This window comes from Pectobacterium carotovorum (assembly GCA_016415585.1).
Taxonomy (GTDB): Bacteria; Pseudomonadota; Gammaproteobacteria; order Enterobacterales; family Enterobacteriaceae; genus Pectobacterium; species Pectobacterium carotovorum_K.
The window spans coordinates 4667526-4681485 of the sequence record CP066552.1 but is presented as its reverse complement, the minus strand read 5'-3'; the positions used below and the strand labels follow the sequence as shown (position 1 = coordinate 4681485).

Annotated in this window: 13 protein-coding genes; 7 read left to right on the top strand and 6 right to left on the bottom strand. The window is 52.3% G+C overall.

Features of this window, described 5'->3' with window-relative positions; all coding sequences use genetic code 11:
• The first annotated feature begins 69 nt into the window (after nt 1–69).
• Entirely contained in the window at nt 70–921 is an 852-nt protein-coding gene (locus JFY74_20825) for an SDR family oxidoreductase (GenBank protein ID QQG28448.1), read from the top strand.
• A gap of 56 nt (nt 922–977) precedes the next feature.
• Here the strand turns inward: JFY74_20825 and JFY74_20820 are convergent, their stop codons facing one another.
• Entirely contained in the window at nt 978–1541 is a 564-nt protein-coding gene (locus JFY74_20820; protein QQG28447.1) for a hypothetical protein, read from the bottom strand.
• Nucleotides 1542–1701: 160 nt separating this feature from the next.
• Here JFY74_20820 and JFY74_20815 point away from each other — a divergent pair, with 160 nt between their 5' ends.
• On the top strand, nt 1702–1968 hold the full coding sequence (locus JFY74_20815) for a helix-turn-helix domain-containing protein (protein ID QQG28446.1): 267 nt from the start codon (nt 1702–1704) through the stop codon (nt 1966–1968).
• Nucleotides 1968–3245 (top strand): type II toxin-antitoxin system HipA family toxin, encoded by a 1278-nt coding sequence (locus JFY74_20810; protein ID QQG28445.1) that lies wholly within the window; start codon nt 1968–1970, stop codon nt 3243–3245. The genes JFY74_20815 and JFY74_20810 overlap by 1 nt, the downstream gene beginning before the upstream one ends.
• A 32-nt stretch (nt 3246–3277) precedes the next feature.
• On the opposite strand, the gene mnmE is transcribed toward JFY74_20810, so the two are convergent.
• From mnmE to rpmH, 5 genes are all read right to left on the bottom strand, one after another.
• On the bottom strand, nt 3278–4642 hold the full coding sequence (gene mnmE / locus JFY74_20805; protein QQG28444.1) for a tRNA uridine-5-carboxymethylaminomethyl(34) synthesis GTPase MnmE: 1365 nt from the start codon (nt 4640–4642) through the stop codon (nt 3278–3280).
• A 128-nt stretch (nt 4643–4770) separates the two neighbouring features.
• Nucleotides 4771–6405, bottom strand: coding sequence for a membrane protein insertase YidC (gene yidC / locus JFY74_20800; protein ID QQG28443.1), 1635 nt, complete (start codon nt 6403–6405; stop codon nt 4771–4773).
• Nucleotides 6406–6407: 2 nt separating this feature from the next.
• Nucleotides 6408–6665 carry a membrane protein insertion efficiency factor YidD gene (gene yidD, locus JFY74_20795; GenBank protein QQG28442.1) on the bottom strand — a complete coding sequence of 86 codons (258 nt, stop codon included), beginning with the start codon at nt 6663–6665 and terminating at the stop codon, nt 6408–6410.
• Nucleotides 6629–6988, bottom strand: a complete 360-nt coding sequence (rnpA, locus tag JFY74_20790) for a ribonuclease P protein component (GenBank protein ID QQG28441.1) — start codon at nt 6986–6988, stop codon at nt 6629–6631. Before rnpA ends, yidD begins: the two co-directional genes overlap by 37 nt.
• 18 nt (nt 6989–7006) lie before the next feature.
• Nucleotides 7007–7147, bottom strand: a complete 141-nt coding sequence (rpmH, locus tag JFY74_20785; protein ID QQG28440.1) for a 50S ribosomal protein L34 — start codon at nt 7145–7147, stop codon at nt 7007–7009.
• Nucleotides 7148–7820: 673 nt separating this feature from the next.
• Here rpmH and dnaA point away from each other — a divergent pair.
• Genes dnaA through gyrB form a run of 4 tightly spaced genes read left to right on the top strand, consistent with a single transcriptional unit; the run spans nt 7821 to nt 13894 of the window.
• Nucleotides 7821–9218 (top strand): chromosomal replication initiator protein DnaA, encoded by a 1398-nt coding sequence (dnaA, locus tag JFY74_20780; GenBank protein QQG28439.1) that lies wholly within the window; start codon nt 7821–7823, stop codon nt 9216–9218.
• Between the two features lie 4 nt (nt 9219–9222).
• Nucleotides 9223–10323 carry a DNA polymerase III subunit beta gene (gene dnaN / locus JFY74_20775; protein QQG28438.1) on the top strand — a complete coding sequence of 367 codons (1101 nt, stop codon included), beginning with the start codon at nt 9223–9225 and terminating at the stop codon, nt 10321–10323.
• A 49-nt stretch (nt 10324–10372) separates the two neighbouring features.
• Nucleotides 10373–11458: a DNA replication/repair protein RecF gene (gene recF, locus JFY74_20770; GenBank protein QQG28437.1), complete on the top strand. Its 1086-nt coding sequence runs from the start codon at nt 10373–10375 to the stop codon at nt 11456–11458.
• An 18-nt stretch (nt 11459–11476) separates the two neighbouring features.
• Complete coding sequence (gene gyrB, locus JFY74_20765; protein QQG28436.1) at nt 11477–13894, top strand: DNA topoisomerase (ATP-hydrolyzing) subunit B; 2418 nt, start codon at nt 11477–11479, stop codon at nt 13892–13894.
• Nucleotides 13895–13960 lie beyond the last annotated feature (66 nt).

Below are 13960 nucleotides of genomic sequence, written 5' to 3'. Positions count from 1 at the left end.
ATATTATGCCAGCCAGTTCTTGTTAACAAAAGACGGTTAATAAAAGACAGTCAATAAAAGGAGCTTGAGATGATTGCTATTACTGGTGCATCCGGCCAACTGGGCCGTTTGGTTATCAAACAACTGTTAGAGAAGGTTCCGGCGAGCGACATCGTGGCGCTGGTGCGTGATGTGAATAAAGTTGCCGATCTGTCGGCAAAAGGCGTGCAGGTGAAAGCGGCGGATTACAATCAGCCAGAAGCGCTGGCTTCCGCGCTGCAAGGTGTGGATAAGGTGCTGCTGATCTCTTCGAGCGAAGTGGGTCAGCGTGCGGTACAACACCGCAATGTCATCGATGCGGCGGTGAAAGCTGGTGTGAAGCTGGTCGCATACACCAGCCTGTTACACGCGGATAAATCGCCTCTGGCGCTGGCAGCAGAGCATCAGCAGACAGAAGCGCTTCTGAAAGCGTCTGGCTTACCGTATGTCTTGCTGCGCAACGGCTGGTATACCGAAAACTACGCGGCCAGCATCCCTGCTGCGCTGGAACACGGTGTATTTATCGGTAGCGCAGGTGAGGGGAAAATTACCTCAGCAACGCGCGAAGATTTCGCTGCCGCTGCGGTCGCGGTGCTGACGCAGGAAGGACAGGCTGGCAAGGTTTACGAACTGGCTGGTGATGAGCCTTACACGCTGGCAGAGCTGGCGGCGGAAGTCAGCAAACAGTCTGGTAAAAATATCGGTTATCAAAACCTGTCTGAAGCGGAGTTTGCCGCCGCGCTGGTTTCAGCCGGGCTGCCTGAGGGGTTCGCGCAGATTATTGCGGATTCAGACACGGGCGCATCCGAAGGTGGTCTGTTTGATGACGGTAAGCAACTGAGTCGCCTGATTGGTCGCCCAACAACGCCGCTGTCTGCGGTAGTGAAAGCGACGCTGAAATAACGCCTAAAAAGTAACGCTTAAAAATCGGCTCGGGGATAGTTCTGGGCCGATTACTATTACACAACCGCTAACCTAGACAGTAATGACAGCATTTCTTTCTGTGGCCAAAGATATCCGCGATCTTTAACTGAACAGGGTCTATCAGCTAGTGATTGACCGAGGGAGTAACCCGCCAATTCAGCAATGTTGAGGTTATCAAATCGCACAATGTGCTCAACATCCCCTTTCATCTGATTCAATGTGCCCTGCACAGAACGGCTGCACTGCGTATCCACCTGAAGTGGGCGTAAATAATGTTGTGCTGCGTTGAGTTGATCTTCATCTGCACCACACTTGAGTAGGGTATTGATGAAGCTATCCGTGAAGTGGTCGTTTAGCTCTGCGAAATCCTTCTTTATCAACGCCGGAAGTACCAAAGGAAATCGGGTGGCGTCATGAACTAGCAGTACGCAATTCCGGCGCTGTAAGGTGATTAGATTTCCGTGCCAACTGCTCAGTGGGTTGATATCTACGGTGGGTTGCGTAAATAACCACTGGCTGCGTGGTGTAACAGCAAGTTGACTGCTGTCATTCAGTGGTAAATGACTGAATAGTTTGTGTGTGGCATGAAGTTGAATCATCTTATCCCTCTTGTTCTTCTGTACCCGCCTTATTGCTTATATTCTATTTACACGCCATAACAGGTAAATGCACGGTTAACGGTTATAGCGTGTAATTCTTATTTTACCTGCTAAAGCGTGTAATATTTATTCTATCGTCTATAACCGATAGGATAAGAGGATGAAGGTCACCAACAGCAAGCAGCTTAGCAGCTATCTGAAAGATGTTCGTATCACGCAGAAGCTTTCACAAGGGAAAGTGGCCAGTAAAGTGGGTATTCGCCAGGATACGGTATCCAGTTTCGAGCAACATCCTGATTCCACTAAGCTGGAAACCTTCTTTAAAATCCTGTCGGCATTGAATTTAGAACTTACTGTTACGCCCCGGAATGTGGACACCACCAATAACGAAGCCTCTGTTGCATCATCCTGGAAGGAAGAATGGTAATGGCTGCGCTCGATGTTTACATGAACGGCTATCGGGTGGGGATTCTGACCAAAACGGGCAGTGGAGCACATCATTTTTCCTATGATGCGAACTGGCTCGGGTTGCCGGGGAGTCGCCCCATTTCGCTTTCTGTGCCGCTACGTCATCAGTCCTATCAAGGTGATGAGGTTTATAATTTCTTCGACAATTTGTTGCCGGATAACCCGGATATCAGAAGACGGATTGTCGCCAGGTATCACACGGATTCCACCCAACCGTTTGATCTGCTGGCTAAAGTGGGGCAAGACAGTGTCGGGGCGTTACAATTAGTGCCGCAGGGTTCACCTGTGCACGATATAAAAAAGATCGAATACAAAACCTTATCCGAGCAGCAGCTTGAAAACATACTGACCGGATATCTGTACGATGCCCCGCTGGGTATGATTGACACTGAAGACGATTTTCGTATTTCTATCGCAGGTGCACAGGAAAAGACGGCGCTGCTTTATCTGGATGATCACTGGTGCCTGCCTCTCAATGCCACACCAACTACCCACATCATCAAGCTACCGATTGGTAAAATCGAGAGTCACTCTTACTCAATTGATATGTCTGACAGCGTTGAAAATGAGTATCTGTGCCTGCTCATTGCCAAGGCATTTGGGCTGCCAGTGCCGCACTGTTTTATGATCAAAGCTGGCAAGATAAAGGCGCTGGCGGTGGAGCGTTTTGATCGTAAATACGCCTCGGATGTCAGTTGGATTATGCGGCTACCACAAGAGGATTTTTGTCAGGTATTAAACGTTCCTTCCGCACTGAAATATGAAAATCATGGTGGACCGGGTATTTCCGCCATTATGTCGTTTCTATTGGGTTCGGTTGATCCAGAAAGAGATCGTTATCGCTTTATGCAGGCTCAGGTACTGTTTTGGCTATTGGCTGCAACGGATGGTCATGCGAAAAATTTTTCCTTGTTTATTGAATCTGAGGGGCGATATCGACTCACGCCTTTCTATGACATTCTCTCTATGTATCCGGCGATGGGATTAACTGGCTCAAGAGGCAAGAAATATGCGATTGAGCAGATCTTTCCCCGGCATTTTTTCCAGACGGCGAAGGCCGTTGGGTTTGCCAGAGAATCAATGGAAAACATTCTGGCGGAGTTTGCACAAACCGTTGATAACGTCATTACGACTGTTGGAAGTCAACTGCCAGTGGATTTTCCTACTCATATCAGTGAGGCAATCCTGACCGGGTTGCTGGCTAGATCGAGACGGCTCATGAGAGGATGGGAGTAATTTCCCCGACGAATAATATCGGGGAGAGCAAATCACTTCCCGATACAAAAGCTCGAGAAAATACGGCCTAGCAGGTCGTCAGAGGTGAACTCGCCGGTGATTTCACTTAAGGCCTGTTGTGCCAGCCGCAGTTCTTCTGCCAGCAGTTCTCCCGCGTAGGCACTCACCAGCTGTTCTTTGCCCTGAATCAGATGCTGTGCAGCCAGTTCGAGTGCTTGCAGGTGGCGACGTCGAGCCAGAAAACCGCCTTCTGTGTTGCTGGTGAACCCCATACTTTGCTTGAGGTGGTCGCGCAGCGTATCGATGCCTTCACCCGTGCGGGCGGAAAGTCGGATAAGTGAGTGAGTATTCACATCTTCGATGCCGAGCGCTTCGCCAGTCACGTCAGCTTTGTTGCGCACCACGGTAATCGGCAGCGTTTTTGGCAGGCGCGCCATAAATTCTGGCCAGATCTGCTCAGGCTCGGTCGCCTGCGTGGTGGTGCCGTCTACCATGAATAGCACGCGATCGGCCTGTTCGATTTCCTGCCAGGCTCGCTCAATACCAATGCGCTCGACTTCGTCGCTTGCATCGCGCAGCCCGGCGGTGTCGATGATATGCAGCGGCATACCATCGATATGGATGTGCTCGCGTAATACGTCGCGTGTCGTTCCCGCAATATCCGTCACAATGGCGGCTTCACGACCGGCTAACGCATTGAGTAAGCTGGATTTACCGGCATTAGGGCGACCCGCAATCACGACCTTCATCCCTTCACGTAGCAGGCTACCCTGATGCGCTTCGGCTCTGACGGCGTCCAGATCGGCCATCACGCCATTGAGCTGTGCTTCAATTTTGCCATCAGAGAGAAAGTCGATCTCTTCATCCGGGAAGTCGATGGCAGCTTCGACGTAGATTCGCAGGTGAGTAAGTGCTTCCACTAACTGATTTATACGGGTGGAGAATACGCCTTGCAGAGAGTTCAGTGCGGAGCGCGCGGCCTGTACCGAGCTGGCATCAATCAGATCGGCAATGGCTTCCGCCTGCGCAAGATCGAGTTTGTCGTTCAGGAAGGCACGTTCAGAGAATTCACCAGGACGTGCAATCCGCACGTTAGATAGCGTCAGGATACGTTGCAGAAGTAAATCAAGAATAACCGGACCGCCGTGACCCTGAAGCTCCAGCACGTCTTCCCCCGTAAAGGAGTTCGGGCCAGGAAACCAGAGGGCAATGCCCTGATCGAGCGTGGTGCCGTTGGCATCACGGAACGGCAGGTAATCGGCGTGGCGAGGCTTGGGGAGCTTACCCAGAACGGTATGCGCGACGTCGGCGGCGGCCTGTCCTGAAATGCGTAAAATACCCACGCCTCCGCGTCCCGGTGGCGTGGCTTGGGCGACGATGGTGTCGGTATTACTCATGATGTTCTCTCTGCATTGATGCCTGTTTGGCAGGCTATTTTACGTATCTTGGCTGATAAAGCAGCCGTTAAAAAAATAAGGCGGTCAATGACCGCCTTACGCTTTCTATCGGTTAGCCATCAACCGGATTATTTTTTCTCGCGGCTATGCAAGCCACGTTTTTCCAGACCGCGGTAAATCAACTGCTGCTGGAGAATGGTAACCAGGTTGCTGACAATGTAGTACATAACCAGACCTGACGGGAACCATAGGAAGAAGACCGTAAAGATGACCGGCATGTAGGTCATGATCTTCTGCTGCATTGGATCGGTCACGGTGGTTGGTGACATCTTCTGGATGAAGAACATCGTCACGCCCATCAGGATCGGCAGAATGTAGTACGGGTCTTGTGCAGACAGGTCATGAATCCACAGAGCGAACGGCGCGTGACGCAGTTCAACGGAGCCCATCAGCATGTAATACAGCGCCAGAAAGATTGGCATCTGAATCAGCAGCGGGAAGCAGCCGCCCAGCGGGTTCACTTTCTCTGATTTGTACAGCGCCATCATTTCCTGACTCATGCGCTGTTTGTCATCACCAATACGCTCACGCATAGCCTGCAATTTAGGTTGCAGTAAGCGCATTTTCGCCATTGAGGTGTATTGCGCTTTCGTCAGCGGATACATGATACCGCGCACGATAAAGGTAATGGCAATGATGGAGAAGCCCCAATTGCCGATGAAGCTGTGCAGGAATTTCAGCAGCTTAAACAGCGGCTGAGAAATGAACCACAGCCAGCCGTAATCTACGGTCAGATCCAGATGCGGTGCGACAGCAGCCATCTTGTCCTGAATCTCTGGGCCGACCCACAGGGTGGTCTTCAGATCTTGCTGGCTACCTGCGGCAACCACAACCGGAGCGGATTTGAAGCCAATAGCGGCCTGACCGTTACCCAGCTTGTTGGTATAGAAGGTGTTAGCGCCTGTTGTCGTCGGAATCCACGCGGTTGCGAAGTACTGTTGCAGCATTGCTACCCAGCCACCGTTGGTGGTGATGTTCAGGTTTTCGTCCATGTCGCTGAAGCTGTACTTTTTGTACTTGTCTTCACTGGAAGAGAACGCCGCGCCACGATAAGTGTGCAGTGCAAAGTTGCTGCTGCCGGTATCGCGGTGCTTAGGCAATTCCATAGACTGTTTTAACTGACCGAACAGCGTGAGTTCCAGAGGCTGAGAGCTGGTGTTGTTGACGCTATAGTCAACGTTCAGTGCATAGTCGCCACGTTTCAGAACAAACGTTTTGGTGTAGGTGACGCCGTCAGCCGCAGTGTATGTCATCGGGATGCGCAGTTCGCTCTGACCATCCGCCAGCTCGAAGCTATCTTGCGTGGTGGTAAACAGCGGACGCGGGCCGTTAGCCGGGTTGTCTGGGCCGTTTTTGCCGGTCAAACCGCTCTGAGCCTGATAGACAAACTCGGAGGTGGTTTCCAGCAGGTGGAAAGGTTTATCTGAACCCAATGTGTCCGGGTAAGCCAGCAGATGCGCTTGCTCGATGTCGCCGCCACGCGTGTTGATTGTCAGCGACAGCACATCGGTTTTCACTGTGATCAGTTTGCCTTGACCGCTGGCTGGTACGCCCTGGTTGGTAGCATCACCGGTCACTGCGTTCGTCGCCTGCTGTATGGCCTGCGTGGTTGCTGGCGGATTTTTATCCGTCTCCCAAGCCTGCCAAAGCATAAAGGTTACGAATAGCAGAGCGATGAGAAGAAGATTGCGTTGCGAATCCATCGTTAATGTTCTCTGTTATTGTCGGTTTTTGGCGGTACGGGATCATCACCACCAGGGTTCAAAGGATGGCATTTTAATACGCGTTTAAGCGTCAACCAACAGCCTTTTATCATGCCGAACCTGCGTATTGCTTCAATACCGTATTGCGAGCACGTTGGCTGGAACCGACAATGCGGTCCGAGCAACGGGCTGATAACGAGTTGATAACCGCGTATCAACCCGATCAGGAGTCGGGAGCCAAACGACAATGCCGACGCCATAGTTTTTCCAATGCTTCCGTCAGAGTACGGTTATCCAGTTCAGACACCCCTTTTTTCACAAGCACGACAAAGTCCATTGAAGGCAATGAATGTTGGTGCAGGCGAAAACTTTCGCGCGTCAGGCGTTTAATCCGATTGCGTTCATGAGCACGTTTCACATGCTTTTTGGCGACGGTAAGACCGATGCGGGGATGCCCCAGCGAGTTCAGGCGGCCGAGAATGGTGATTTGCGGCGTGCCAGCCCGTTGCGGTTGCTGGAAGACGAAAGTGAAATGACTGGGAGTTAACAAACGTAACTCCCTGGGAAATGCTAGCTTAACCACTCGGTGGGTTAGCTTTTATTACTTAGAAACAGACAGACGAGTACGGCCTTTCGCACGACGGCGGGCCAGAACTTGACGACCATTTTTGGTGGCCATACGAGCACGGAAACCATGGCTACGGTTACGCTTCAATACGGACGGTTGGAAAGTGCGTTTCATGGCGATTTCTACCTAAACTTGGAAAATTATAACTTCACAGTAAACGCGTTTGGCTGTTCGGCGTGAAAATGACCGACGCCTCAATCGCATATCACAGCTATATAACGGAAAGAGGCAGGATTGTAATAATTGTACAGTCCTGAGTCAATTAACATCACACTTAACACGCCAGCCATTCCGATTATTTTTGGAATTTCTGCCTGCCAGAGCACAGAAAAGGCGTAGACGCGCGGGCAGGGAATTATACGGACTCTATTATAAAGCGCAAGGATCCTCCAACGATCTGTCCCGCAAGATCATGATCGATGTCACCGTAACGATCGTGCCACCGAGGGTAGGCTTGGGGGCGCTTCACCGCAGGCGGATAAAATGTGTGCTAGCCGCCCTTCTGCCGTGTTGCGGGGTGTTGCGATAAGAATAGCCTGTGGATAAAAAGGATCGAAACTGTGCAGAAGGGGAAGATCTCTTCGGCGGATTAGGTTATGATCCGCGGTTCCGTTAGCGATCCTTTTGACGGGATCGTCGGAGTAAACCGCCGCGCTATGTGGTGTGCTTGCTGTCTGAATTGTGAATGAAACAATCGTGGATGACGCAGGCGCCAAAAAATCATGAGTCACATAAATAACGTCTTATTCTTTTCTTTTTGATCGTTCTTGTTCGAGTGGAGTCCGCCGTGTCACTTTCGCTTTGGCAGCAGTGTCTTGCCCGTTTGCAGGATGAGTTACCTGCCACAGAATTCAGTATGTGGATACGCCCGTTGCAGGCGGAGCTGAGTGATAACACTCTGGCGCTCTACGCCCCCAATCGCTTTGTGCTGGATTGGGTTCGTGATAAATACTTAAATAATATCAATGTCCTGCTGAATGATTTCTGCGGGATGGATGCCCCTTTACTGCGTTTTGAAGTAGGGAGCAAACCGTTGGTTCAGGTGGTAAGCCAGCCTGCGCAGTCGCACCACAATCCTGTCAGCGTGGCGCGGCAACAGCCGGTGCGTACGGCACCGGTACGGCCAAGCTGGGATAACTCGCCGGTACAGGCAGAACATACCTACCGTTCGAATGTGAACCCCAAGCATACGTTTGATAACTTCGTTGAGGGTAAATCGAACCAGTTAGCCCGTGCAGCGGCGCGTCAGGTGGCCGACAACCCTGGCGGCGCGTATAACCCGCTGTTTCTTTATGGCGGCACTGGCTTGGGTAAAACGCACTTATTGCACGCGGTGGGGAATGGCATCATTGCCCGCAAGCCCAACGCGAAAGTGGTTTACATGCACTCCGAGCGTTTCGTGCAGGATATGGTGAAAGCGTTGCAGAACAATGCGATTGAAGAATTCAAACGCTACTACCGTTCTGTTGATGCGCTGCTGATCGATGATATCCAATTCTTTGCCAATAAAGAGCGTTCGCAGGAAGAGTTCTTTCATACCTTTAATGCGTTGCTGGAAGGCAACCAGCAAATCATCCTGACATCTGACCGCTACCCGAAAGAGATCAACGGCGTGGAAGATCGCCTGAAATCCCGCTTCGGCTGGGGATTAACGGTCGCGATTGAACCGCCAGAGCTGGAAACCCGCGTGGCGATTCTGATGAAGAAAGCGGATGAAAACGACATTCGTTTGCCTGGCGAAGTGGCGTTCTTTATTGCTAAACGCCTGCGTTCTAACGTGCGTGAGCTGGAAGGCGCGCTGAACCGCGTTATCGCGAATGCCAATTTTACCGGCCGCTCGATCACCATTGATTTTGTGCGTGAGGCGCTGCGCGATCTGCTGGCGTTGCAGGAAAAACTGGTTACTATCGACAATATTCAAAAGACCGTGGCGGAATACTATAAAATCAAGGTAGCCGACCTGCTGTCTAAACGTCGTTCCCGCTCGGTGGCGCGTCCGCGCCAGATGGCGATGGCGTTGGCGAAAGAACTGACGAATCACAGCCTGCCGGAAATCGGCGATGCCTTTGGCGGGCGTGACCATACGACGGTGTTGCATGCCTGCCGCAAGATTGAGCAGTTGCGTGAAGAAAGTCACGACATCAAAGAAGATTTTTCCAATTTAATCAGAACTCTATCGTCATAACACTATGAAATTTATTGTTGAACGCGAACGTCTGTTAAAGCCATTACAACAGGTCAGCAGCCCGCTGGGCGGTCGACCGACTTTACCGATTCTGGGCAACCTGCTGATTCAGGTGACGGAAGGCGCGCTGTCGCTGACCGGTACCGATCTGGAAATGGAAATGGTGGCGAAGGTTGCGCTGACGCAGCCGCATGAGCCGGGTGCCACGACCGTCCCTGCCCGCAAACTGTTTGATATTTGCCGGGGGCTGCCGGAAGGCGCAGAAATCACGATTATGCTGGATGGCGATCGCATGCTGGTGCGCTCAGGCCGCAGCCGTTTCTCGCTGTCCACGCTGCCCGCAGCGGATTTCCCTAATCTGGACGACTGGCAGAGCGAGGTTGAATTCTCTCTGCCGCAGGCGACGATGAAGCGTTTGATCGAAGCGACGCAGTTTTCGATGGCGCATCAGGATGTCCGCTACTACCTCAACGGTATGCTGTTTGAAACCGAAGGCGAAGAGCTGCGTACGGTCGCGACCGATGGTCACCGTTTGGCGGTCTGTTCGATGCCGGTTGGGCAATCTTTACCCTCACATTCGGTGATCGTGCCGCGTAAAGGTGTGATGGAGTTGGTGCGTCTGCTGGATGGTGGTGATACCCCGCTGCAACTGCAAATCGGCAGCAACAACATTCGCGCGCATGTCGGCGATTTCATTTTCACGTCGAAGCTTGTTGATGGTCGTTTCCCTGATTATCGCCGCGTATTGCCGAAGAACCCGGATAAAACGCTGGAAGCCAGTTGTGATCTGCTCAAGCAGGCCTTCTCCCGTGCGGCGATTTTATCGAATGAAAAATTCCGCGGTGTGCGTCTGCATCTGATTCAGAATCAGCTCAAAATTACGGCTAACAATCCAGAGCAGGAAGAAGCGGAAGAGATTCTGGATGTACAGTACGACGGCACCGAGATGGAGATCGGCTTTAACGTTAGCTATGTACTGGATGTGCTGAACGCGCTGAAGTGCGAAGGCGTCCGTTTACTGCTGACTGATTCTGTTTCCAGCGTGCAGATCGAAGATAGCGCCAGCCGTGCGGCGGCCTATGTCGTCATGCCAATGCGTCTCTAGCAAATAGGTGGGCTTATCCGCCCACCTTTACTCACTCGAATAGCGTCGTATGGCTCTCACTCGTCTTCTCATCAAAGATTTCCGTAACATCGAGGCGGCCGATCTGGCGCTGGTTCCCGGCTTTAATTTTTTGGTCGGCGCCAACGGCAGCGGTAAAACCAGCGTGCTGGAAGCGATTTATACGCTGGGGCACGGACGGGCGTTTCGTAGCATTCAGGCGGGGCGCGTGATTCGTCACGATCAGCCGGAATTTGTGCTGCATGGCCGTATTGACGGTACTGAAACGGAGCGATCCGTCGGGTTAAGCAAAAACCGTCAGGGCGACAGCAAGGTACGGATTGACGGCAGTGACGGCCATAAAGTTGCTGAACTGGCGCAACTGTTACCGATACAGCTGATCACCCCGGAAGGGTTCACCCTGCTCAACGGTGGGCCGAAGTATCGCCGTGCCTTTCTCGACTGGGGCTGTTTCCATAATGAGCCCGGCTTTTTCGCAGCCTGGAGCAACATGAAGCGTTTGTTGCGCCAGCGTAATGCAGCGCTGCGTCAGGTGAGTCACTATGGGCAGCTCAGAGCCTGGGATCAGGAACTGGTGCCGCTGGCGGAACGTATCAGCGAATGGCGTGCGCAATACAGCGCGGCAATTGCCAATGATATCGCCGCGACCTGTACGCAATTTTTGCCTGAATTTTCTCTCAGTTTCTCTTTCCAGCGCGGCTGGGATAAAGAAAGTGAGTATGCAGAACTGCTGGAACGGCAGTTCGAACGCGACCGTATGTTAGGTTATACGGCGCTGGGGCCGCATAAAGCCGACTTCCGCATCCGCGCCAGCGGCGTGGCAGTTGAGGATATGCTGTCCCGTGGCCAGCTCAAGCTGCTGATGTGTGCGCTGAGGCTGGCTCAGGGTGAATTTCTCACCCGTCAGAACGGACTGCGCTGTCTGTATCTGATCGATGACTTTGCTTCCGAACTGGATAGTACCCGCCGCCGTTTGCTGGCTGAACGGTTAAAAGCCACTCATGCACAGGTTTTTGTCAGTGCGGTTAGCGCTGAGCAGATAGAGGACATGATTGGTGAAAAGGGCAAGATGTTCCGCGTAGAACAGGGTAAAATAACGGTTCAATCACAGGACTAAAATGAGCGAGAAACGTTGATGTCGAATTCTTATGACTCCTCAAGTATCAAGGTATTGAAAGGGCTGGATGCGGTACGTAAACGCCCAGGTATGTATATCGGCGATACGGACGATGGTACCGGCCTGCATCATATGGTATTCGAGGTTGTGGACAACGCTATCGACGAGGCACTCGCTGGCTATTGTAAAGACATTATCATCACCATCCATGCTGATAACTCGGTATCGGTGCAGGATGATGGCCGTGGTATTCCGACCGGCATTCACGAAGAAGAAGGGATCTCCGCCGCTGAAGTCATCATGACCGTGCTGCACGCGGGCGGTAAGTTCGATGATAACTCGTATAAAGTCTCCGGCGGCCTGCACGGCGTAGGGGTTTCCGTGGTTAACGCCCTGTCGGAAAAACTGAAGCTGGTTATTCACCGTGACGGAAAACTTCACGAGCAGACCTATAAACACGGTGTGGCGCAGGCTCCGCTGGTGGTTACGGGTGAAACCAACAGAACCGGTACGACGGTACGCTTCTGGCCGAGCCATGAGACGTTCACCAACGTGGTGGAATTCGAGTATGAGATTCTGGCTAAGCGTCTGCGCGAGCTGTCGTTCCTGAACTCCGGTGTCTCCATCCGCTTGATCGACGAACGTGAGAAAGATAAAGCCGATCATTACCATTATGACGGCGGCATCAAGGCGTTTGTTGATTACCTGAACCGCAACAAGACGCCAATTCACCCGAACGTGTTTTATTTCTCGACGGTGAAAGATGACATCGGCGTGGAAGTAGCACTGCAGTGGAACGATGGTTTCCAGGAAAACATTTACTGCTTTACCAACAACATTCCACAGCGCGACGGTGGTACGCACCTGGCCGGTTTCCGTGCCGCGATGACCCGTACGCTGAATACCTACATGGATAAAGAAGGCTACAGCAAGAAAGCCAAAGTCAGCGCCACCGGTGACGATGCGCGTGAAGGGCTGATTGCCGTGGTTTCCGTGAAAGTGCCGGATCCAAAATTCTCCTCGCAGACCAAAGACAAGCTGGTTTCTTCCGAAGTGAAAACGGCGGTTGAATCGCTGATGAATGAGAAGCTGGTGGATTATCTGATGGAAAATCCATCAGATGCCAAAATTGTGGTCGGTAAAATTATTGATGCCGCACGTGCCCGTGAAGCGGCGCGTAAAGCGCGTGATATGACGCGTCGTAAAGGTGCGCTCGATCTGGCTGGCCTGCCGGGCAAATTGGCGGACTGTCAGGAACGTGACCCCGCGCTGTCTGAACTGTACCTGGTGGAAGGGGACTCAGCGGGCGGCTCTGCTAAGCAGGGGCGTAACCGTAAGAACCAGGCAATTCTGCCGCTGAAGGGTAAAATCCTGAACGTTGAGAAAGCCCGTTTTGACAAGATGCTTTCCTCACAGGAAGTCGCGACGCTGATTACCGCGCTGGGCTGTGGCATTGGTCGTGATGAATACAACCCGGACAAACTGCGCTACCACAGCATCATTATCATGACCGATGCCGACGTGGATGGCTCGCACATCCGTACCCTGCTGTTGACCTTCTTCTATCGTCAACTGCCTGAAATTGTTGAGCGTGGCCACGTGTATATTGCTCAGCCGCCGCTGTACAAGGTGAAAAAAGGCAAGCAGGAACAGTACATCAAAGATGATGAAGCGATGGACCAGTACCAGATCGCACTGGCGCTGGATGGCGCGACGCTGCACACCAATGCACAGGCTCCTGCGCTGGCGGGTGAACCGCTGGAGAGACTGGTTTCTGAACATTACGCCATACAGAAGATGATTGGCCGTATGGAACGTCGCTTCCCGCGTGTGTTCTTGAACCATCTGATTTATCAACCAACGTTGGCTGAAGCCGATTTGGGCGAGCGTGAAAAAGTACAGGTGTGGGCGGAATCGCTGGTTAGCAGCCTGAACGAAAACGAGGTTCACGGCAGCACATACAGCTTTGTCATTCACCATGATGAAGAACGCGGCGTATTTGAACCGGCGCTGCGCGTGCGCACGCACGGTGTGGATACCGATTATGCGCTGGGTACAGGTTTCATCGCGGGTAGCGAATACCGTAAATTGAATCAGCTGGGTGAAAAACTGCGTGGCTTGATTGAAGAAGATGCATACATCGAACGTGGTGAGCGTCGTCAGCCGGTTGCCAGCTTTGAACAGGCGCTGGAGTGGCTGGTGAAAGAGTCCCGCCGCGGCCTGACCATACAGCGTTATAAAGGTCTGGGTGAAATGAACCCGGATCAGCTGTGGGAAACCACGATGGATCCGGCCAGCCGCCGCATGCTGCGCGTGACGGTGAAAGACGCCATTGCTGCCGATGAGCTGTTCACTACCCTGATGGGTGATGCCGTTGAACCGCGTCGTGCGTTTATCGAAGAGAACGCCCTGAAAGCGATGAATATCGATATCTGATTCGGTCTACGTTGTTATCGTTATCTGAGCCAGCTCCCTGCGGAGCTGGCTTTTTTATGGCGAGCT

Excerpts from the sequence above, each read along its gene's own strand:
- JFY74_20825 (QQG28448.1), top strand. The coding sequence starts at position 70 with ATGATTGCTATTACTGGTGCATCCGGCCAACTGGGCCGTTTGGTTATC.
- JFY74_20820 (QQG28447.1), bottom strand. The coding sequence starts at position 1,541 with ATGATTCAACTTCATGCCACACACAAACTATTCAGTCATTTACCACTG.
- JFY74_20815 (QQG28446.1), top strand. The coding sequence starts at position 1,702 with ATGAAGGTCACCAACAGCAAGCAGCTTAGCAGCTATCTGAAAGATGTT.
- JFY74_20810 (QQG28445.1), top strand. The coding sequence starts at position 1,968 with ATGGCTGCGCTCGATGTTTACATGAACGGCTATCGGGTGGGGATTCTG.
- mnmE (QQG28444.1), bottom strand. The coding sequence starts at position 4,642 with ATGAGTAATACCGACACCATCGTCGCCCAAGCCACGCCACCGGGACGC.
- yidC (QQG28443.1), bottom strand. The coding sequence starts at position 6,405 with ATGGATTCGCAACGCAATCTTCTTCTCATCGCTCTGCTATTCGTAACC.
- yidD (QQG28442.1), bottom strand. The coding sequence starts at position 6,665 with ATGGCGTCGGCATTGTCGTTTGGCTCCCGACTCCTGATCGGGTTGATA.
- rpmH (QQG28440.1), bottom strand. The coding sequence starts at position 7,147 with ATGAAACGCACTTTCCAACCGTCCGTATTGAAGCGTAACCGTAGCCAT.
- dnaN (QQG28438.1), top strand. The coding sequence starts at position 9,223 with ATGAAATTTATTGTTGAACGCGAACGTCTGTTAAAGCCATTACAACAG.
- recF (QQG28437.1), top strand. The coding sequence starts at position 10,373 with ATGGCTCTCACTCGTCTTCTCATCAAAGATTTCCGTAACATCGAGGCG.
- gyrB (QQG28436.1), top strand. The coding sequence starts at position 11,477 with ATGTCGAATTCTTATGACTCCTCAAGTATCAAGGTATTGAAAGGGCTG.